Origin of the sequence: Rhodococcus sp. GXMU-t2271 (genome assembly GCF_041414735.1) — a bacterium.
GTDB classification, from domain to species: domain Bacteria; phylum Actinomycetota; class Actinomycetes; order Mycobacteriales; family Mycobacteriaceae; genus Rhodococcus; species Rhodococcus indonesiensis.
This window is the reverse complement of sequence record NZ_JAUIZP010000045.1, coordinates 1-18,484: the sequence shown is the minus strand read 5'-3', so window position 1 is coordinate 18,484 and position 18,484 is coordinate 1. Positions and strand designations below refer to the sequence as shown.

20 protein-coding genes and 1 pseudogene are annotated in these 18,484 nt (G+C 69.9%); 13 read left to right on the top strand and 8 right to left on the bottom strand.

Annotated features, from left to right (window positions below; translation table 11 throughout):
* Positions 1–37 precede the first annotated feature (37 nt).
* The 5 genes from QYS60_RS17380 to QYS60_RS17360 all read left to right on the top strand — a co-directional run bounded on the left by QYS60_RS17380 (position 38) and on the right by QYS60_RS17360 (position 5,652).
* Positions 38–1,012 carry an LLM class F420-dependent oxidoreductase gene (locus QYS60_RS17380; RefSeq protein WP_289380271.1) on the top strand — a complete coding sequence of 325 codons (975 nt, stop codon included), beginning with the start codon at positions 38–40 and terminating at the stop codon, positions 1,010–1,012.
* 109 nt (positions 1,013–1,121) lie between these two features.
* Positions 1,122–2,009, top strand: coding sequence for an alpha/beta fold hydrolase (locus QYS60_RS17375; RefSeq protein WP_289380317.1), 888 nt, complete (start codon positions 1,122–1,124; stop codon positions 2,007–2,009).
* 10 nt (positions 2,010–2,019) lie between these two features.
* Entirely contained in the window at positions 2,020–2,820 is an 801-nt protein-coding gene (locus tag QYS60_RS17370; protein WP_371383763.1) for an enoyl-CoA hydratase, read from the top strand.
* Between the two features lie 55 nt (positions 2,821–2,875).
* Positions 2,876–4,393 carry an acyl-CoA synthetase gene (locus QYS60_RS17365; RefSeq protein WP_371383762.1) on the top strand — a complete coding sequence of 506 codons (1,518 nt, stop codon included), beginning with the start codon at positions 2,876–2,878 and terminating at the stop codon, positions 4,391–4,393.
* Between the two features lie 107 nt (positions 4,394–4,500).
* Entirely contained in the window at positions 4,501–5,652 is a 1,152-nt protein-coding gene (locus QYS60_RS17360) for an acyl-CoA dehydrogenase family protein (RefSeq protein WP_289380281.1), read from the top strand.
* On the opposite strand, the gene QYS60_RS17355 is transcribed toward QYS60_RS17360, so the two are convergent.
* Positions 5,633–6,145 carry a MarR family winged helix-turn-helix transcriptional regulator gene (locus QYS60_RS17355; protein ID WP_371383761.1) on the bottom strand — a complete coding sequence of 171 codons (513 nt, stop codon included), beginning with the start codon at positions 6,143–6,145 and terminating at the stop codon, positions 5,633–5,635. The two genes, QYS60_RS17360 and QYS60_RS17355, sit on opposite strands and share 20 nt — an antisense overlap.
* Positions 6,146–6,333: 188 nt before the next feature.
* On the opposite strand from QYS60_RS17355, the gene QYS60_RS17350 reads away from it, so the two are divergent.
* The gene (locus tag QYS60_RS17350) at positions 6,334–6,894 is read left to right on the top strand and encodes a pentapeptide repeat-containing protein (protein WP_289380318.1); all 561 of its coding nucleotides are present in this window, start codon (positions 6,334–6,336) and stop codon (positions 6,892–6,894) included.
* A 99-nt stretch (positions 6,895–6,993) separates the two neighbouring features.
* On the opposite strand, the gene QYS60_RS17345 is transcribed toward QYS60_RS17350, so the two are convergent.
* Positions 6,994–7,932, bottom strand: coding sequence for a DNA-3-methyladenine glycosylase (locus QYS60_RS17345; protein ID WP_289380285.1), 939 nt, complete (start codon positions 7,930–7,932; stop codon positions 6,994–6,996).
* 174 nt (positions 7,933–8,106) lie between these two features.
* Here QYS60_RS17345 and QYS60_RS17340 point away from each other — a divergent pair, with 174 nt between their 5' ends.
* Entirely contained in the window at positions 8,107–8,715 is a 609-nt protein-coding gene (locus QYS60_RS17340) for a ribonuclease H (protein ID WP_371383760.1), read from the top strand.
* 7 nt (positions 8,716–8,722) lie between these two features.
* On the opposite strand, the gene QYS60_RS17335 is transcribed toward QYS60_RS17340, so the two are convergent.
* Positions 8,723–9,727 (bottom strand): acryloyl-CoA reductase, encoded by a 1,005-nt coding sequence (locus tag QYS60_RS17335; protein WP_371383759.1) that lies wholly within the window; start codon positions 9,725–9,727, stop codon positions 8,723–8,725.
* 167 nt (positions 9,728–9,894) lie between these two features.
* Here QYS60_RS17335 and QYS60_RS17330 point away from each other — a divergent pair, with 167 nt between their 5' ends.
* The 5 genes and pseudogenes from QYS60_RS17330 to QYS60_RS17310 all read left to right on the top strand — a co-directional run bounded on the left by QYS60_RS17330 (position 9,895) and on the right by QYS60_RS17310 (position 14,595).
* Positions 9,895–10,860 carry a siderophore ABC transporter substrate-binding protein gene (locus tag QYS60_RS17330; RefSeq protein WP_371383758.1) on the top strand — a complete coding sequence of 322 codons (966 nt, stop codon included), beginning with the start codon at positions 9,895–9,897 and terminating at the stop codon, positions 10,858–10,860.
* A 13-nt stretch (positions 10,861–10,873) separates the two neighbouring features.
* Positions 10,874–11,902 (top strand): ABC transporter permease, encoded by a 1,029-nt coding sequence (locus QYS60_RS17325; protein ID WP_371383757.1) that lies wholly within the window; start codon positions 10,874–10,876, stop codon positions 11,900–11,902.
* Positions 11,899–12,885 carry an iron chelate uptake ABC transporter family permease subunit gene (locus tag QYS60_RS17320; RefSeq protein WP_371383756.1) on the top strand — a complete coding sequence of 329 codons (987 nt, stop codon included), beginning with the start codon at positions 11,899–11,901 and terminating at the stop codon, positions 12,883–12,885. Before QYS60_RS17325 ends, QYS60_RS17320 begins: the two co-directional genes overlap by 4 nt.
* Positions 12,882–13,636, top strand: a pseudogene (locus QYS60_RS17315) (ABC transporter ATP-binding protein). The gene QYS60_RS17320 and the pseudogene QYS60_RS17315 overlap by 4 nt, the downstream one beginning before the upstream one ends.
* A gap of 83 nt (positions 13,637–13,719) precedes the next feature.
* The gene (locus QYS60_RS17310; RefSeq protein ID WP_289380297.1) at positions 13,720–14,595 is read left to right on the top strand and encodes an amidohydrolase family protein; all 876 of its coding nucleotides are present in this window, start codon (positions 13,720–13,722) and stop codon (positions 14,593–14,595) included.
* Positions 14,596–14,661: 66 nt separating this feature from the next.
* On the opposite strand, the gene QYS60_RS17305 is transcribed toward QYS60_RS17310, so the two are convergent.
* Positions 14,662–15,021, bottom strand: a complete 360-nt coding sequence (locus tag QYS60_RS17305; protein ID WP_289380299.1) for an Rv2640c family ArsR-like transcriptional regulator — start codon at positions 15,019–15,021, stop codon at positions 14,662–14,664.
* A gap of 91 nt (positions 15,022–15,112) precedes the next feature.
* On the opposite strand from QYS60_RS17305, the gene QYS60_RS17300 reads away from it, so the two are divergent.
* Positions 15,113–15,613, top strand: a complete 501-nt coding sequence (locus tag QYS60_RS17300; protein ID WP_371383755.1) for an ArsI/CadI family heavy metal resistance metalloenzyme — start codon at positions 15,113–15,115, stop codon at positions 15,611–15,613.
* 85 nt (positions 15,614–15,698) lie between these two features.
* Here the strand turns inward: QYS60_RS17300 and QYS60_RS17295 are convergent, their stop codons facing one another.
* From QYS60_RS17295 to QYS60_RS17280, 4 genes are all read right to left on the bottom strand, one after another.
* Positions 15,699–16,115, bottom strand: a complete 417-nt coding sequence (locus tag QYS60_RS17295; RefSeq protein WP_371383754.1) for an arsenate reductase ArsC — start codon at positions 16,113–16,115, stop codon at positions 15,699–15,701.
* A gap of 40 nt (positions 16,116–16,155) precedes the next feature.
* On the bottom strand, positions 16,156–17,235 hold the full coding sequence (gene arsB / locus QYS60_RS17290) for an ACR3 family arsenite efflux transporter (protein ID WP_371383753.1): 1,080 nt from the start codon (positions 17,233–17,235) through the stop codon (positions 16,156–16,158).
* A complete protein-coding gene (locus QYS60_RS17285; protein WP_371383752.1) occupies positions 17,232–17,633 on the bottom strand; it encodes an ArsR/SmtB family transcription factor in 402 nt (133 codons plus the stop codon). The genes arsB and QYS60_RS17285 overlap by 4 nt, the downstream gene beginning before the upstream one ends.
* Positions 17,634–18,117: 484 nt before the next feature.
* Positions 18,118–18,484: PLP-dependent transferase (locus QYS60_RS17280; RefSeq protein ID WP_371383751.1), on the bottom strand; the 367-nt coding region annotated here is incomplete at its 5' end.

Here is an 18,484-nt window from a genome sequence, read left to right as displayed (position 1 = left end):
CCCGAAGGACACACCGGCGCAGCCTAAGGTGTGGCGTATGAGCGATGATGCGACTCCTCGCCGTTGGGGTCTGACGATCCCCCTCGACGGCATTGCCCTGCCCGGCCAGCGAGATCTGATCGCCGAACTGCCCGACCTCGGCTACACCGACGTGTGGTCGTCCGAGAGCAGCGTGGCCGACGCCTTCACGCCCCTGGCGCTGGCGAGCGTGTGGGCGCCGACCTTGCGCCTGGGTACCGCGATCGTGCCGGTCTTCACGCGCGGTCCGGCCACCCTGGCGATTTCCGCGGCCACTCTCGCCGCCGCCGCCCCGGGGCGATTCGTCCTCGGCGTGGGCACCTCGTCCAACGTGATCGTCGAGAAGTGGAACAGCACCCCGTTCGAGGAGCCGTTCAAGAGAGCCCGCGACACCCTGCAGTTCCTGCGGGCCGCGCTCGCCGGCGAGAAGGTCACGCACAGATACGACACGTTCGAGGTCAGCGGGTTCCGCGCCGGACTCGTCCCCGAGCCCGCCCCGCCGCTGCTGCTCGCCGCCCTGCGGCCGGGCATGCTGCGACTCGCCGGGCGCGAGGCCGACGGCGCGATCGTCAACTGGCTCTCGGCCGACGACGTGCGCACCGTCGCGCCGTACGTGCACGAGGGCGGAGCGGGCAAGGAGATCGTCGCCCGCATCTTCGTCCTGCCCGGCTTCGACGCCGAAACCGCCCGCAGCATCGGTCGTCGCATGATCGCCGCCTACATGAACGTCCCCGTCTACCGTGCCTTCCACGAATTCCTCGGACGCAGCGACGATTTCGAGGGCATGTGGCGGTTGTGGGCGGAGGGGGAGCGGTCGGCGGCCCTCGCCGCGATCCCGGACCACGTGGTGGACCAGCTGGTCGTGCACGGGCCGCCCGAGGCCTGCCGGGAGCATATCGAACGGTACGTCGAGGCGGGCGTGACCACCCCCGTGATCGCGATGACCACCGCGGGCGACCCCACGGAGATGGTCCGGGCCCTCGCCCCACGCTGACCACCGGTCACGATTCGGTCGCGGCGGTAACGCCCCGCTCGGGCATCGGCGACATTCCCGGCAGATCGACCGCTGGGAGGCCGCGATGCCTGGACCGGATCTGCGTCGGGTGACCGTCGTCGCCGACGACGGTGTGCCTCTGTCGGTGCGGGTGCACGGACCCGCCGACGCGCTCGTCACCGTCGTGCTGGTGCACGGGCACTGCCTGCACACCGGCAGCTGGTCGGCGGTCCGCGAGCGCCTTGCCGGGCAGGTTGGGGCAGGGATCCGCATCGTCGCCTACGACCAGCGCGGGCACGGCCGGTCGGGGGTCGGTGCGCCGGAGACGTACACGATCGACCAGCTCGCCCACGACCTCGACGTCGTGCTGCGCACCGTCGTGCCCCACGGTCCGGTCGTGCTGGCGGGGCATTCGATGGGCGGGATGGTGGCGATGGCCTACGCGCGGCTGTACCCGGAGCGGATCGGCAGCCGCGTCGTGGGCGCCGCCCTGGTGGCGACCGCGGCGAGCGGCCTGGCCGAGCTGGGACTCGGCCGCTATCTGCGGCACCCGGCGGTGTCCGTGCTCCACCGCGCGGTGCGCCGCGCGCCGCGGGTGATGCAGGGATCGATGCGGGTCGGCGGGCGGATGTGCGCTCCGGTGGTCCGTCGCGGCGGCGCGGACTCGTGGGCACGGTCGCTGGCGACGACCCTGGCCGCCGAGGCGTCGATCGTGACGCTCTCGCGCTTCCTGGCGGCGTTCGCGGTGCTGGACGAGTCGGCGGCCCTGGCCGTGCTGGCGGCGATCCCGGTCCTGGTGCTCGGCGGTTCGGCCGACGAGCTGACGCCGTTCGCGCACTCGCGGGCCATCGCCGCGCGGCTGCCGGCCGCCGAACTGGTGCGGGTCGAGGGCGCGGGGCACTCGGTGATCGTCCAGCACGCCGACGAGGTGGCGGCCGCGCTGCTGCGGCTGCTCACCCACGTTCGGGGGGTGGCCGCCCCCGTCGCGGTGGTGTAGGCAGGAGCGCATGACCGATACGCGCACCGACCAGCCCGCCGCCGTTCTCATCGCCGTCGACGAGGCGTCCGGCATCGGCCTGCTCACCCTCAACCGTCCCGATCAGCGAAACCCGTTGTCCGCGGCGGCGATGCGCGAGGTCACGATGGGGCTGCGCGCGTTGTCCGCGGAGCCCGCGACCCGGGTGATCGTGATCCGCGCCGAGGGCCCGGTGTTCTCGGCGGGGCACGACCTGCGCGAGATGATCGGCCGCACCCTCGAGGACGAGCGGATCATCTTCGACACCTGCACCGAGATGATGCAGACCGTGCAGTCGGTGCCGCAGCCGGTGATCGCGTCGGTGCAGGGCACGGCCGTCGCGGCCGGCTGCCAGCTGGTGGCGTCGTGCGACCTGGCGGTCGCGTCGTCGGACGCGGTGTTCGGTACCCCGGGGGTCAAGATCGGCCTATTCTGTTCCACGCCGATGGTCGCGCTCAGCCGGGCCGTGGGGCGCAAGCGGGCCATGCAGATGCTGCTCACGGGCGAGACGATCGACGCGGTGACGGCGGCGGACTGGGGATTGATCAACTTCGTCGTCGATCCCGCGGTCCTGGAGTCCGAGACGGCGGCCCTGGCCGCGAAGATCGTCTCGGCGTCCCCGGCGACGGTGCGGATCGGGAAGGAAGCCTTCTACCGGCAGATCGAGCTGTCGCAGGAGCAGGCCTACGAGGCGATGGCCGAGACGATGGCGACCAACGCGATGATCTGCGACGCCCAGGAGGGTATGACGGCGTTCGTGGAGAAGCGCCGGCCGGTGTGGCAGGGTCGCTGACGTTATCGATCGATCGGTCTGGTCAATTGGTTGGACGTCCTATAACCTGTCGGCCATGAGCCTCGACCCGCGCGCGAACACCGTCGACGGCGTGCTGCACCGCAGCGCCGCCCGCTTCCCCGACCGCACCGCCCTGCGGTTCGGCGACCGCACCCTCAGCTACCGCGAGCTCGACGACGCGGTCACCCGGGCGGCCGGACGGTTGCGTGCGCTGGGCCTGGTGCAGGGCGATCGCGTCGCCGCGTACGGCACCAACTCCGACGCCTACGTCGTCGGGTACCTCGCGGCCGCCCGGGCCGGCCTGGTGCACGTGCCGATCAACTACGCGCTGCGCGGCGAGGAACTCAGCTACCTGCTCGGCCAGTCCGGGGCGCGCGCCGTCCTCGTCGACCCCGCGTTGCGCGAGAACCTCGACGCCGTCCTCGGCGACGTCCCGGCCGAGCATGTGGTGCCGCTGCACGACGCCGACGACTCGCTCCTCGCCGTCGCGGGCACGGGCGAGGTGCCCGAACTCGACGTGACCGTCTCCGACGCCGACCTCGTGCAGCTGCTCTACACCTCCGGCACCACCTCGAAGCCCAAGGGCGCCATGATGTCCCACCGGGCGCTGGTGCACGAGTACACCTCGTCGATCGTCGCGCTGGACCTGGCGGTGGACGACAATCCGCTGATCTGCATGCCGCTGTACCACTCCGCCGGCATGCACGTGTTCATGCTGCCGTACCTGGCCGTCGGCGCCACGGTCACGCTGCTGCCCGCCCCCGACATCCCGGAGATCCTGCGGCTCGTCGAGTCCGAGCGGATCGGCTCGCTCTTCCTCGCCCCGACGGTGTGGGTGCCGCTGGCGAACCACCCCGATCTCGAGACCCGCGACCTGTCGTCGCTGCGGAAGGCGCAGTACGGCGCGTCGATCATGCCCGTCACCGTGCTGAACCGGCTCCGCGAGCGCTACCCGGACCTCGGGTTCTACAACTGCTTCGGTCAGTCCGAGATCGGGCCGCTGGCAACGGTTCTGCGTCCGGAGGAGCACGCGGACCGGCCGTCCTCGTGCGGGAAGGCGGTGCTGTTCGTCGAGACCCGCGTCGTCGACGCCGACGGCAACGATGTGCCGGACGGTGAGCCCGGCGAGGTGCTGTACCGGTCGCCGCAGCTGTGCCTGGGCTACTGGGACAACCCGGACGCCACCGCGGAGGCGTTCCGCGACGGGTGGTTTCACTCCGGTGATCTCGTCACCCGTGACGCCGAGGGTTACATCACGGTCGTCGACCGGATCAAGGACGTCATCAATACGGGCGGCATCCTCGTCGCGTCCCGGGAGGTGGAGGACGCCCTCTACACCCACGAGGCCGTCGCCGAGGTCGCGGTCATCGGCACCCCCGACGAGAAGTGGATCGAGGCCGTCACCGCCGTCGTCGTGCTGCGCGACGGCGCAGATACCGACGAGAACGAGCTGATCGACCACGTCAAGCAGCGCCTGGCGCCGTTCAAGGTTCCGAAGCTCGTCCGGTTCGTGGACACCCTGCCGCGTAACCAGAGCGGCAAGCTCCTCAAGCGCGAGTTGCGCACCCAGTGACCGGCATCGACCTGCGGCGACCGGCATCGACCGAATGTCACATCAGTTCGATCGAATCGACGCGGTGTGACATTCGGTCACACCGGAGGGAAGGTTGAAGGACACCGATGGTGAAGAAGCACGTGCCGTCCTGGCACGACGACGAGGTCCAGGCGGTTTCGGAACTGGCCCGCGACTTCTTCGAGCGCGAGGTGATGGCCCGCGCCGAGAAGTGGGACACCCAGCGGCGCATCGACCGCGAGGTGTGGCTCGCGGCCGGCAAGCTCGGTCTGCTGCTGTGCTCGATCCCGGAGGAGTTCGGCGGCGGGGGTGGGACCTTCGCGCACGATCTCGCGGTCTTCGAGGCGCAGGGCTACTCGGGTGATCTCGCCCTCGGAATCTCGGTGCACAGCGGCATCGTCGCCCACTACATCCTCGAGTACGGCAGCGAGGAGCAGAAGCGAACCTGGTTGCCCGGCATGGCCACCGGCGAGATCCTCGGCGCGATCGGCATGACCGAGCCCGGCGCCGGGTCGGACCTGAAGGCCATCAAGACCACCGCGGTCCGCGACGGCGACGAGTACGTGGTCAACGGCTCGAAGACGTTCATCACCAACGGTTCGTCGGCCGACGTCATCGTGCTCGCCGTCAAGACCGACCCGAAGGCCGGCGCCAAGGGTGTCTCCCTGCTGATCGTCGACCTGCGCGACTGCCCCGGCTTCGCGGTCGGGCGCGTGCTGGACAAGGTCGGCCAGCACGGCGCCGACACCTCCGAGCTGTCGTTCACCGACGTGCGGGTGCCGGTGTCGAACCTGCTCGGCGAGACCGAAGGCCAGGGCTTCGCGCAGCTGATGGCGCAGCTGGTGCAGGAGCGGTTGATCATCGGCGCCCAGGCGGCCGGGGCGATGGACCGTGCGGTCGAGGAGACGGTGCGCTACACCAAGGAGCGGCAGGCGTTCGGGCACAGCCTGTTCGAGTTCCAGAACACCGCGTTCGAGCTGGCGGAGTGCCGGACCATCGCCCGCACGTGCCAGGTGTTTCTCGATCACTGCATCGAGCAGCACCTGAAGGGCGAACTCGACGCCGCGGACGCCGCGATGGTCAAGTACTGGCTGACCGACAAGCAGTGCGAGGTCATCGACCGCTGCGTGCAGCTGCACGGCGGCTACGGCTACATGCGCGAGTACCTCATCGCCCGGATGTACGAGGATGCCCGCGTGCAGCGGATCTACGCCGGCGCGAACGAGGTGATGAAGCAGATCATCGCCCGCTCCCTCTGAGCCCGTCCGAGGCGGAGGGGTCCCGCACGGGACCCTTCGCCTGCCGGGTGTGATGCGCGAGCAGCTTCGTGAGCAGGACGGCAAGCTGGTCCCGCTCGGCCGGGTCCAGCGATGCGAACGCCTCGTCCTGAGCCGCGATGAGGACGTCGTCGAGGGCGCGCAGGTGCTGCCGCCCGCGGCGAGTGACGCTGATGATGTTGCGGCGCCGATCGGTGGGATCGGGACTGCGATCGACGAACCGCCGATCGGCCAGCTCGTTGACGGTGGCGACGATGTCGCTGCGGTCCATCCCCGCCCGTCGGCCCAGATCCGCCTGACACAGCGAGCCGTACTCCTCGAGTGCCGCCAGCGCGCGGTAGTGGTAGCCGCGGGCGTCGGCCAGGCCGAGCCGGCCGGACACCACTCGGTGCACATGGCGCGCGGACTGGGTCAACAGCCAGCTCGGGAGCCGCGCGAGTCTCGTGGGCGCGGTCGAAATGTCTGGGTCGGACATGCCACCAGGGTACGGTCCGACGGCCGGAAATCCGACGGTCGTGCCGGTCGCGGACTCCGCGGCAGCGCAGCTCCGCTGTACTCGGACCGAGGGCTCATACCCCGACTCGTATCCTCGACTCGAGGATGTCAGCTGACGAAAGTAGACGCGTGAACGGTGAGTCGTCGGTCGACGAGGTTTTCGACGGTATGGATCTGCGGGACAGCCGGTGGGAGGGCCGGGAGTTCGTCCGGTGCTCGTTCGTCGACTCCGATCTGAACGCGGCGAGGACGACGAATGTCGTGTTCACCGAGTGCGATTTCACCGGCGCCGACCTCGGCGAGTCGGTGCACGTCGGGTCGGCGTTCCGCAACTGCATCTTCCACCGCAGCTCCCTGTGGCACAGCCGGTTCGTCCGGTGCACGTTCCTGGGCTCCTCGATCAGCCGGGCGCGGTTGCGGCCGGTGACGTTCGAGGAGACGGATCTGTCGCTGGTCGGGTTCGGAGGAGCCGACCTGCAGGGGGTCGAACTGTCGGGGTGTCGGTTGCGGGAGGCCGATCTGGCCGGTGTGGACTTGCGGAAGGCCGGCCTGCAGGGGGCGGATCTGACCGGCGCCCGTACCGGTGGGCTCCGGTTGTCCGGTGCCGATCTACGTGGCGCGCGGACGGACCCGCAGCTGTGGGTCACCGCCGACTTGGCCGGGGCACGCATCGACGTGTCGCAGGCGCTGGCCTTCGCCGCCGCGCACGGACTCGACATCGCCGAGTGAACGGTCCGAGGAAACCCGGTACAGCGGGATCCGCACCGACAGACGGCGGAGGCCGCGGGACGAAGGCACCTTGCGGCCGCCCCGGCGTGCGGGCTCTGTTCAGCGCCTGCGGTGATCGGTGATCGGGGTCCGCGGCCCCCGCCGGGGGACCCGCCCCGCCCCGCCGGTCGCCATGATCAGCCGCACGGCCCGGTAACGGTGCGGCCGAAGAGGTTTCAGATACTCCACCATGCCGGCGTCGTCGAGCGGGGCGCCGAGTAACGACCAGCCGACGATCTTCGCGAGATGGTAGTCGCCCACCGACAGCGCGTCCGCGTCTCCGAAGGCACGCTGTGCTACCTCGGCGGCGGTCCAGATTCCCACGCCCGGGATCGATTGCAGTTTGCGCTGCGCCTCGGCGGGATCGAGGTCGACGAGCCGCTCGAGCCGGTCGTCCAGCTGGGCGCAGCGCACGACGGTGCGGGCCCGGCCGGGGTCGACGTTGGCGCGGTGGAACTCCCACGACGGAATGCGGCGCCACGTCTCGGCGGCCGGCGGCACCCGCATCCCCTCCGGTGCCGGGCCGGGCGGGTCGTCGCCGAACCACGTGACGAGCCGCCGCCACGACGCGAACGCTGCGACGGCGTGCACCCGCTGTTCGAGGATCGCCGGGATCAGCGCCTCGAGCACGCGGCCGGTGCGCGGGATCCGCAGGGCAGGGAGACGTCGATGGGCCTCCGCCAGGCGCGGATGTTCGGGCCGGAACCCGGCCGGATCGTCCTCGGCGCCGAGCAGGGAGGGAAGACGGTCCGCCAGCTCCCCGGCTCCGGGGCCCCACGCCTGGCAGCGCGCGCCACGCGGACCGTCCTGCACGAGCCGGTAGGTGACCGGCCCCGATGCCAACCGGGACGTGCGCCACACCGCGTGCCCGTCGCGGCGGTGGCAGGGGTCGTAGGGGCCGCGCTGGAGCGGCTGCAACGTCAGCGCGACGTCCACCGGCCGGGGCAGCTCGGCGCGGACGACGAGCGCGCCGGTGCTGGGTGGAGCGGGGACGGGCACCGGTCCACCGTACTGTGCCGCCGTACCGGGCGACGAGGGGTGGACCGGCGGCGCCGGCCACGAGTGTGCACGTCTCGTGCCGACACCCCGACGAAGGCCGCGATTCGTGCACGGTCGCGGCGCGTCGGTGCCTCGGGCGCGACGTCGCCCCTGCCACGGGATATGGTCTGGCACATGATCATCGTGAGCACCGACGGTTCGTGCCTTCGAAACCCGGGCGGCGCCATCGGGTGGGCGTGGGTCAATCACGAAGGGCCGAGCCGGGCGGGCGGGGAGCGCTCCGGCACCAATCAGATCGCCGAGCTGCGGGCGCTGCTCGAGGCGCTGAAGGCCCACCCCGGCCCGGAGCCGATGATCATCGAATCCGACTCGCAGTACGCCATCAAGTGCGCCTCGGAGTGGCTGCCCGGATGGAAGCGCAAGGGCTGGAAGACGGCGACGGGCGCGCCGGTGAAGAACCTCGACCTGGTCCAGGCCATCGACCGCGTCCTCGCCGAACGGTCCGGGCCGGTGCGGTTCCGCTGGGTGCGCGGGCACGTCGGCAACCACTTCAACGAACTCGCCGACAAACTGGCAGGCGAGGCGGCACGCGCCCAGGCGGCCGCCCCGATCGCATCCGCAATCGAACCGGCCGGGCCCGAGCCGACCACCGCGCCTGCGCGGCCCGAGCCGACCGCCGCGCCTGCGCGGCCCGAGCCGACCGCCGCGCCCGCGCGCGCCGCGAAGAAGGCGGTGCGCCGGACGGTGAAGGTGGTCGAGGAGGTCGAGCTCACGCTCTTCTGACGAGGCGTCAGAAGCCGCCGGCGACCTCGATCACCGCGCGGCCGGTGAACTTGCCGGCGCGCACCAGGTCGAGCACGGACACCAGCTCGCGCGCAGGGATTCGGCGCATGATGTCGGCCAGGTGCCGGGGGCGCAGGTCGCCCGCGAGACGCTCCCACAGCTCGCGCCGCGGGCCGATGGGCAGTTGCACCGAGTCGATTCCCAGTAGCGCGACGCTGCGCAGGATGAACGGCATCACCGTGGTCTGCAAGGCGGCGCCGCCGGTGAGCCCGCTCGCGGCGACCGCGCCGCCCCACTGCACGGTGCTGAGGACGTGGGCGAGGGTCGCGCCGCCCACGCAGTCCACGGCCCCTGCCCAGGTCGCCTTGCCGAGCGGGCGCGGCTTCGCGTCCGGGTCCTCGGGGAGCCGTCCGATCACCGACGCGGCGCCCAGCTCGCGGAGCAGGTCGTGAGCTTCCGGCTTGCCGGTCGAGGCCACCACCTCGAATCCGGCGGCGGCGAGGAGATCGACGCTGACGGTGCCCACGCCGCCGGAGGCGCCGGTGACGACGACGGGCCCGTCGTCCGGGGTGAGTCCGTGCCGCAGCAGCGCCTGCACGCTGAGCGCCGCGGTGAAGCCGGCGGTGCCGATGGCGGCGGCGTCGGCCGTGGAGAGCTCGCCGAGCCGGACCAGCTGATCGGCGGGCACGCGGGCGTACTCGGCGTAGCCGCCGTGCCGGCCGGTGCCGATCTCGTAGCCGTGCGCGAAGACCCGGTCGCCCGGCGCGAAGTCGGGGTGATCCGAGGTGACGACCTCACCGGCGAGGTCGATGCCAGGAATGATCGGGTAGTTGCGGACCACGCCGCCGCGCGGGACGACGGCGAGGGCGTCCTTGTAGTTGACGCTCGAATGCAGGACACGGACGGTGATGCCGGCGTCGGGCAGCATCGTCTCGTCGACGGTCTCGGGGGCGAAGTCGATCGCGTCGTCGTGCTCGCGCGCGACCCAGGCGGAGAACGTGGTGGAGGTCATGATCCGACCGTAGTGGTGGCGCGCTCGTCCGTGTGGAGACACGACATCTTGCCAACGGTAAGTAAAGGCATGCTAAGTTAGGCAACGCTTCGCTCAGTTCGGGGTGGGGCCGGGCTTCGAGAGCGGATCCGACTACCCCGGAAGTTCAATTTTCAAGGAGATTGCCCATGCGTATCCGGTTGTCCGCCGCCGTCGCCCTAGTCGCGGCCGCCTCGCTCGGGCTCTCGGCCTGCTCCTCCGACACCCCCTCCGACACGGCAGATACCGGTGCGACCATCGTCGTCAGTCATGCCCAGGGCGAGACCGAGGTGCCCGTCGATCCCGAACGGGTCGTGGTCTTCGACCAGAGCGTGCTGCAGTCCATGATCGACCTCGACCTGCCAGATGCCGTCGGCGTCCCCGCGCTCACCAATTGGCCCGAATCGTTCGCGCGTTACCGAGGTGACGACGTCGCCAAGGTCGGCTCGCTGTTCGAACCCGACTTCGAGGCCGTCAACGCCCTCGATCCCGACCTCATCATCGTCGCCGCCCGGTCGGCCACCAGCTACGACGCGCTCAGCGAGATCGCCCCCACCGTCGACCTGTCCGTCGACTCCAAGGACTTCCTGAACAGCGTCGAGAAGCAGAACCGCAACCTCGCCGGCATCTTCGGAGCCGAGGACGCCTTCGAGGCGAAGTTCGGCGGAATCCGGGAATCGTTCGATGCCGTGTCCGCGAGCGCCGAACAGGCGAGCCTGCGCGGGCTGATCCTGCGCGTCGAGGCCGCCGAGGTCACCGCGTACGGACCCGGATCCCGGTACGGGATCATCCACGATCTCGGCGTCGCGCCCGTCTCGGAGACCTTCGCCGACGACGTCGCCCACGGCGATGCCGTCTCCTTCGAGTACATCGCCCAGGCCGACCCCGATCTGATGTTCGTCCAGGACCGAGAGGCGCCCCTCGGCGACACCACCGGCCCGAACGCGTCCCGCGTGCTCGACAACCCGCTCGTCGGCGGCACCACCGCCGCCGAGGAAGGCCGGATCACCTACCTCGACCTGTACACCTGGTACATGGCGCCGAGCGCGCTGAGTTCCGTCCAGTCGCAGATCGACGTCGTCGGGCAGGCCGTCGGCAAGGCCGCGGCGGCGTGACCTCCGCCCGCTCGTGAGTTCCCCGACAACGACCGGCAGGGCCGGCGACCGCACCGCGCGTGCGGCCGCCGGCCCCGCCGTGCGTCTGCGTCCCGTCCTGATCGGCGCCGCGATGCTCGCCGTCGCCGCCTTCGCATCCCTGTTCGTCGGGGTCGCCGACGTCACCCCCGCCGACCTGCTGCGCGGCGATACGGCGACCCTCGAGGTCTTCTTCGTCTCGCGCGTGCCCCGTCTGATCGCGATCCTGCTCGCCGGCGCCGCCCTGAGCGTGTCCGGCCTGATCATGCAGCATCTGACCCGAAACCGGTTCGTCGCACCGGACACCGCCGGCACCGTCGAATGGGCCCTGCTCGGCATCCTCGTCGCGACCCTGTTCCTCGGTGGACAGTCCGTGCTCGGCAAGATGCTCGTCGCCGTCGCCTTCTCCCTCGTCGGCACCTTCCTGTTCCTGCGGTTGCTGCGCCGCGTCCGGTTCACCGACATGATCGTCGTGCCGCTCGTCGGCCTCATGTTCGGCGGCGTCGTCATGGCCGTCACCACGTTCTTCGCCTACCGGCTCGAACTGATGCAGGCCCTGAACACCTGGACCAGTGGTGACTTCTCCGGCATCCTGCGCGGACGCTACGAGATCATCTGGGTCGTCGTCGCCGTCATGGCCGTCGCCTATCTGTATGCCGACCGCTTCACCGTGGCCGGCCTCGGCGAGGGCTTCGCGAAGAACCTCGGCGTCCCGTACCAGCTGGTGATCAACATCGGCATGGTCGTCGTCGCCGTCACCACCGCCGTCGTCACCGTCGTCGTCGGCGCCATCCCGTTCCTCGGCCTCGTCGTGCCCAACCTCGTCACCATGGCGCTCGGCGACAACCTGCGCCGCGTCCTGCCGATCACCGCGCTCGCCGGCGCCGGATTCGTGCTCGCCTGCGACGTCGTCGGCCGCGTCATCCGCTACCCGTACGAGATCCCGGTCGGTACCGTCGCGAGCGTCGTCGGCGCCGTCGTATTCATCGCACTGATCCTGCGCACCCGGCGAGGTGCGCGATGAGCCCGGCCGTCGCCGCACCCTCCGCAACCCGTCGCCGGGACCCTGCCCGCGTGCTCGTCGTGCTCGGCGTCGTCGCCGCACTGGCAGTGTGCGCGTACCTGTTCCTCTTCGTCACCGGCTCGTGGGACTTCGCCATGAAGATCCGCAGCCGGCAGGTGCTGTCGATGGTGCTCGTCGGCTACGCCACCGCCTTCGCCGCGGTGATCTTCCAGACCGTCACCGCCAACCGCATCCTCACCCCGGGTGTGATGGGGTTCGACAGCCTGTTCATGCTGCTGCAGACCCTGGTGGTGTTCCTGTTCGGCGCGAGCGCCCTCGCGACACTGGATCCGCGCCTGAAGTTCGGGGTCGAGGTGCTCGCCATGGTCGGCTTCGCGCTCGTGCTGTTCCGATGGCTCTTCGACCGCGGATCGCGCGACCTGTACGTGCTGGTGCTCGTGGGCATCGTGCTCGGTGCCCTGTTCGGTGGGCTGTCGTCGCTGGTGTCGCGGCTGATCGACCCCAACGACTTCATGACGCTGCAGGACGTGCTGTTCGCCAGCTTCAACAACGTGCAGGTCGACCTGCTCGCCGTGTCGGCCCTGCTCGTCGTCGCAGCAACGGCGTTCTCGGTGCCGATGTTGCGTCAGCTCGACGTCGTCGCGCTGGGCCGCGAGCACGCGATCGGTCTCGGCGTCGACCACCGGCGCGTCGTCACCCGCACGCTGATCGTCGTCGCGGTGCTGGTCTCGGTGTCCACCGCGCTCGTCGGGCCCATCACGTTCCTCGGACTGCTGGTGGCCAACCTGGGGCGGGAACTGGTCGGCACCTTCCGGCACCGCTGGACGGTGCCCGCCGCGACGCTCGTCGCGATCGTCGCCCTGGTCGGCGGACAGTTCGTCCTCGCCCGGCTGCTCGACTACAACTCGAGCCTCATCGTCGTCGTCAACTTCGTCGGCGGCATCTACTTCATCTCCCTGCTCGTGAGGGGTGCACGCCTGTGATCACCGTTCGGGACCTCGCCAAGAACTACGCCGGTACCACCGTGCTCGGACCCGTCGATCTCGACGTCCCGCGCGGGGGCCTCACGTCGATCATCGGTGCCAACGGCGCCGGCAAGTCGACCCTGCTGACCATCGTCGCGCGGCTGCTCGACTCCGACGCCGGGTCGGTCAGCATCGACGGGCTCGACCTGCGCGCCACCCCCTCGGACGGGCTGGCCAGGAAGCTGTCGGTGCTGCGCCAGGACAACACCACCGCGGTGCGGTTGTCGGTGCGGGAACTCGTCGAGTTCGGGCGTTTCCCGCATTCGAAGGGCCGGCTGTCGGCGTCCTGCCACGACGCGGTCGACCGCGCCATCGAGTACACCGGCCTGGGCGGGTTCGAGCACCGGTTCCTCGACCAGCTCTCCGGCGGGCAGCGGCAGCGCGCGTTCGTCGCGATGGTGCTCGCCCAGGACACCGACTACGTGCTGCTCGACGAACCGCTCAACAACCTGGACATGAAGCACTCGCAGCACATGATGCAGCTGCTGCGACGGAGGCCCACGAGATGGGCAAGACCGTGATCCTGGTGATCCACGACATCAACTTCGCGTCGTGCCACTCCGATCGCATCGTCGCGATGCGCGACGGCGCCGTCGTCGCCGACGGGGACGTCGACGAGATCCTCCGGCCCGAGGTGCTGCGCAAGGTCTACGACATGGACATCGCCGTGCACGAGATCGACGGCCGTCGCATCGCCGTGTACTTCTGAGGCGCCGTCGGCGCCGGTGTGTATTTCGGGCGGCTGGGGCAGCCCAAATGACTCACCGGCGGCGGGGTCGCTACCTTCGGGGGATGGACGAAGCGCAGCAGGTGGCCGACTTCCGGGAGCGGCACGGCCTCGACGGCCTGATCGACGTGCACACCCACTTCATGCCCAAGAGCGTCATGGACAAGGTGTGGGGATACTTCGATTCCGCCGGACCGCTCGTGGGCCGCGAATGGCCCATCACCTACCGGCACGCCGAGGAGGAACGCGTCGAGCAGCTGCGGCGCTTCGAGGTTCGCCGGTTCACGGCGATGCTCTACCCGCACAAGCCCGCGATGGCCGCATGGCTGAACTCCTGGGCAGTGGACTTCGCCGCCCGCACCCCCGACTGCCTGCACACCGCGACGTTCTACCCCGAGCCCGAGGCGGGTGACTACGTCGCCGCGGCGCTCGAGCACGGCGCGCGGGTGTTCAAGTCGCACATCCAGGTCGGCGACTACGACCCCAACGATCCACTGCTCGATCCGGTGTGGGGACTGCTCGAGGACGCCGGCGTGCCGATCGTCATCCACTGCGGCTCGGGGCCGGCGCCGGGTGCGCACACCGGGCCCGGGCCGATCGCCGCACTGCTGGACCGGTTCCCCCGGCTCGCGCTGATCGTCGCGCACATGGGCATGCCGGAGTATCGCGAGTTCCTCGAACTGGCCGAGAAGTATCCGCGGGTGCACCTGGACACGACCATGGCGTTCACCGATTTCACCCAGGAGTCCATGCCGTTCCCGGAGGACGAGCTGCCGCGGCTGCGGGCGCTCGGCTCGAAGGTGCTGTTCGGCAGCGACTTCCCGAACATCCCGTACCCGTACATCCATCAGCTCGAAGCGGTCGAACGGCTCGGTCTCGGCAGCGAATGGGTCCGGGCGGTGTGCTGGGACAACGCGGAGGCCTTGTTCGGCTCGGTGTGAGCGGGGGCCGTCTGGCCGAATGTCACACCGGTTCGATGCGATCGAACCGGTGTGACATTCGGTCGGTCAGGTGCAGCAGTGGGGGTCGAGGACGAGACGTAGCGCCTGCAACGCGTCGCTGCAGGCACGGTGGTGGACGTTCATGCCGCGGCGTGTCGATTGCACCATCCCCGCCTTGCGCAGCTGGCCCAGGTGGTGGCTGACGGTCGACTCCGCCAACCCCACGGCCGACGCCAGGTCGCACGTGCACACGTCGTCCTCCCGTGTGGTGAGCAGGATCGACATCAGCTGGATCCGGGTCGGGTCGGCGAGCGCCTTGAGCCGCAGCGCCACCTCGAGGGCGGCCTGCTCGTTCATCGGTGCGGCCGAGACCGGCGCGCAGCAGATGGGGGCGGAGACGTCGACAACCGGGAGCGCCTTGGGCATGTCCCCATCATCCATCCCTCTTGACATATGTCAAAAAGGTGGTGACAGTTGACCTACGAATTCGATGTATGTCTCACAGGTGGAGGTCATCATGTCCCGCGTCCAGCTCGCCCTCAACGTCGACGACCTGCAGGAGGCCGTGACGTTCTACTCGAAGTTGTTCGGCACCGAGCCGGCCAAGCTGAAGCCCGGCTACGCGAACTTCGCGATCGCCGAACCGCCGCTGAAGCTCGTCCTGATCGAGAACGCGGGCAAGGGCGGCTCGATCAACCATCTCGGCGTCGAGGTCGACTCGAGCGAGAAGGTGCACTCCGAGATCGCCCGCCTCACGGACGAAGGCCTGTTCACGGACGAGGAGATCGGCACCACCTGCTGCTTCGCCACCCAGGACAAGGTGTGGGTCACCGGTCCCGCCGGCGAGAAGTGGGAGGTCTACACCGTCCTCGCCGACAGCGAGACCTTCGGTACGAGTCCGACGCTGCTCGCCGACGGCGAGTCCAGCGAGGGGGTGTGCTGCGCTTCGGCAGCGACCGGCGAGCACGCAGAATCGGACTCCGAGGCGGGCAAGGTCTCGTCCGGCTCCTGCTGCTGATCGTCGTGGCCGAATGTCACATCGCATCGCTTCCATCGAACGCATGTGACATTCGGCCACTGCGCGGACTCTGGGGGCCGCTCCGTCAGCGGCGGACGGCGCCGGGAACGAGTTCGGCGATCAGCGCCTCGACCCGCGCCCTGATCTCGTCGCGGATGGGGCGGACCGACTCGACGCCCTTGCCGGCCGGATCCTCGAGCACCCAGTCGCGGTAGCTCTTGCCGGGGAAGACCGGGCAGGTGTCGCCGCAGCCCATGGTGATCACCACGTCGGAGGCTTCGACGGCGTCGGTGGTGAGGATCTTCGGGGATTGGGTGGAGATGTCGATGCCGAGCTCGGCCATGGCCTCGACGGCGGCGGGGTTGACCTGATCGGCGGGTGCGCTGCCGGCGGAACGAACCTCGACGGCGTCGCCGGCGAGGGCGGTGAGGAATCCGGCGGCCATCTGGGAGCGGCCGGCGTTGTGCACGCACACGAACAGCACGGACGGCTTGGTACTCATCGGAGAGTCCTTTCGGGGATGGGCTGGTGGCGCCGGAACGTCACGAAGCGGCGCGGGCGGCCGAGGTGGAGAACCGCTTGCGGAGGGCGAGCGAGACGTAGACGAGGCCGACGAGCACGGGCACCTCGATGAGCGGCCCGACCACGCCCGCGAGGGCCTGCCCGGAGGTGACGCCGAAGGTGGCGATGGCGACGGCGATGGCGAGTTCGAAATTGTTGCCGGCCGCGGTGAACGCGAGGGTGGTGGTGCGCTCGTAGCCCAGGCCCATCGTGGCGCCCAGGAGGTAGCCGCCGCCCCACATGATCGCGAAGTACGCCAGCAGCGGCAGGGCGATGCGGGCGACGTCCCATGGGTGGGAGGTGATCTGCTCGCCCTGCAGCGCGAAGAGCATCACGATGGTGAACAGCAGGCCGTACAGGGCCCACGGCCCGATCCTGGGCAGGAACTTCTGCTCGTACCAGGTCCGGCCCTTGGCCTTCTCGCCGAAGTGCCGGGTGAGGAAGCCGGCGAACAGCGGGATGCCGAGGAAGATGAGCACCGACTTGGCGATCTGCCAGGGCGAGACGTCGAGGGTGGTCTGTTCGAGTCCGAGCCAGCCCGGCAGCACGGAGAGGTAGAACCAGCCGAGGCCGGCGAACATGATCACCTGGAAGACGGAGTTGAGTGCGACGAGCACGGCGGCGGCTTCGCGGTCGCCGCAGGCGAGGTCGTTCCAGATGATGACCATGGCGATGCAGCGGGCCAGACCGACGATGATCAGTCCGGTGCGGTACTCGGGCAGGTCGGGCAGCATCAGCCAGGCCAGGGCGAACATCAGGGCCGGCCCGAGGATCCAGTTGAGTACCAGTGAGCCGATCAGCATCCGCCGGTCGCCGGTGACGGTGTCGAGCCGGTCGTAGCGGACCTTGGCCAGCACCGGGTACATCATGATCAGCAGACCGAGGGCGATCGGCAGCGAGATGCCGTCGATCTCCACGGTGGAGATGATGTCGCCGAGGCCGGGAATCAGGCGGCCGAGCAGCAGGCCGGCGACCATGGCGACGCCGATCCACACCGGCAGGAACCGGTCGAGGGTGGACAGCTTGCCGACGACGGCCGGGTGGTCGGTGGTGGTGGTCACGAGACGACCTCCTGGAAGGTGACGGCGGGCGTGCAGGACGAGTTCGCGACGATCCCGGCTTCGACGGACAGCACCGCGGACAGCTGGGCAAGGGCCGAGGGGACGACCCGGTAGTGCACCCACGTGCCGCGACGTTCGCAGTCGAGGAGGCCGGCCTCCCGCAGCACCTTGAGGTGGTGCGAGATGGTCGGTTGCGACAGGTCGAATGACGGTGAGATGTCGCATACGCAGCACTCGCCACCCTCGTGGCTGGCGATCAGGCTCAGCATCCGCAGGCGCACCGGATCGCCCAGGGCCTTGAACATGCGGGCCAGGTCACCGGCCCAATCGGAGGTGAGCGGCTCGCGGCTGAGCGGCGGGCAGCAGGGCTCGTCCCCGCTCTGCGGTTGATTCGGCATGTGTCTATATTGATGGTTGTCGAAACACTGCGTCAAATGGACCACCGGCCCGATCGGAGGGAGGGCCACGTGCGCACCCCTTCGGCGCTCTGACGGCCACCATGCGCGCATCGACGAGCCGGGCCGTGCGACCCCACCGAGGATCTGCGCTCGCCAGACAGTAGGGAAGTCGCTGTGTTGCAGGTATTTTCGCGAGTGGTCGCAACGAGCGTTCGTCGTCGTCGCCACCGTCCCGTAGGTGATCGACAACTCCGTGGCTCCCGCGCCTCTGCTGCGCCGCGGAACTCGAGCAGATCGACAAGGTCCGCACCGAACTCGCCGAGCGCTACGCGGTCGTGCCGCTGCTCGCAACCGAACCGGTCGGAGTGCCGGCACTCCGCGCGCTCGGCCGAGCGTCCGCCCCGGTCCCCGTCCGGTAGGACGCGGTCCCGAAATGCACGGTCCCGCCCCGGTATCCGGGGCGGGACCGATGCGTGAGTCCGGATCAGGCGCCGGCGGCCTCGAGGCCGGTGGTGAGGTCGGTGAGGATGTCGTCGATGTGTTCGATGCCGACGGCGAGGCGGACCTGGCCGGGGGTGACGCCGGCGGCGAGTTGTTCGGCGGCGGTGAGCTGGGAGTGGGTGGTGGAGGCGGGGTGGATGACCAGCGAGCGCACGTCGCCGATGTTGGCGACGTGGCTGTGCAGGGTCAGCGCGTTGACGAACTTCTTGCCGGCGTCGATGCCGCCGGCGAGTTCGAAGGTGACGATCGCCCCGGCGCCGCGGGGGGCGAGGTGCCGGGCACGGTCGTGCCAGGGCGAGGAGGGCAGGCCGGCGTAGGCGACGGCGGTGACCTCGGGGCGCCGGTCGAGG

Coding starts and splice junctions, on each gene's coding strand:
- QYS60_RS17310 (WP_289380297.1), top strand. CDS start 13,720: ATGGACGAAGCGCAGCAGGTGGCCGACTTCCGGGAGCGGCACGGCCTC.
- QYS60_RS17360 (WP_289380281.1), top strand. CDS start 4,501: ATGGTGAAGAAGCACGTGCCGTCCTGGCACGACGACGAGGTCCAGGCG.
- QYS60_RS17300 (WP_371383755.1), top strand. CDS start 15,113: ATGTCCCGCGTCCAGCTCGCCCTCAACGTCGACGACCTGCAGGAGGCC.
- QYS60_RS17340 (WP_371383760.1), top strand. CDS start 8,107: ATGATCATCGTGAGCACCGACGGTTCGTGCCTTCGAAACCCGGGCGGC.
- QYS60_RS17350 (WP_289380318.1), top strand. CDS start 6,334: ATGGATCTGCGGGACAGCCGGTGGGAGGGCCGGGAGTTCGTCCGGTGC.
- QYS60_RS17285 (WP_371383752.1), bottom strand. CDS start 17,633: ATGCCGAATCAACCGCAGAGCGGGGACGAGCCCTGCTGCCCGCCGCTC.
- QYS60_RS17355 (WP_371383761.1), bottom strand. CDS start 6,145: ATGTCCGACCCAGACATTTCGACCGCGCCCACGAGACTCGCGCGGCTC.
- QYS60_RS17295 (WP_371383754.1), bottom strand. CDS start 16,115: ATGAGTACCAAGCCGTCCGTGCTGTTCGTGTGCGTGCACAACGCCGGC.
- QYS60_RS17380 (WP_289380271.1), top strand. CDS start 38: ATGAGCGATGATGCGACTCCTCGCCGTTGGGGTCTGACGATCCCCCTC.
- QYS60_RS17370 (WP_371383763.1), top strand. CDS start 2,020: ATGACCGATACGCGCACCGACCAGCCCGCCGCCGTTCTCATCGCCGTC.
- QYS60_RS17335 (WP_371383759.1), bottom strand. CDS start 9,727: ATGACCTCCACCACGTTCTCCGCCTGGGTCGCGCGCGAGCACGACGAC.
- QYS60_RS17320 (WP_371383756.1), top strand. CDS start 11,899: ATGAGCCCGGCCGTCGCCGCACCCTCCGCAACCCGTCGCCGGGACCCT.
- QYS60_RS17330 (WP_371383758.1), top strand. CDS start 9,895: ATGCGTATCCGGTTGTCCGCCGCCGTCGCCCTAGTCGCGGCCGCCTCG.
- QYS60_RS17365 (WP_371383762.1), top strand. CDS start 2,876: ATGAGCCTCGACCCGCGCGCGAACACCGTCGACGGCGTGCTGCACCGC.
- QYS60_RS17305 (WP_289380299.1), bottom strand. CDS start 15,021: ATGCCCAAGGCGCTCCCGGTTGTCGACGTCTCCGCCCCCATCTGCTGC.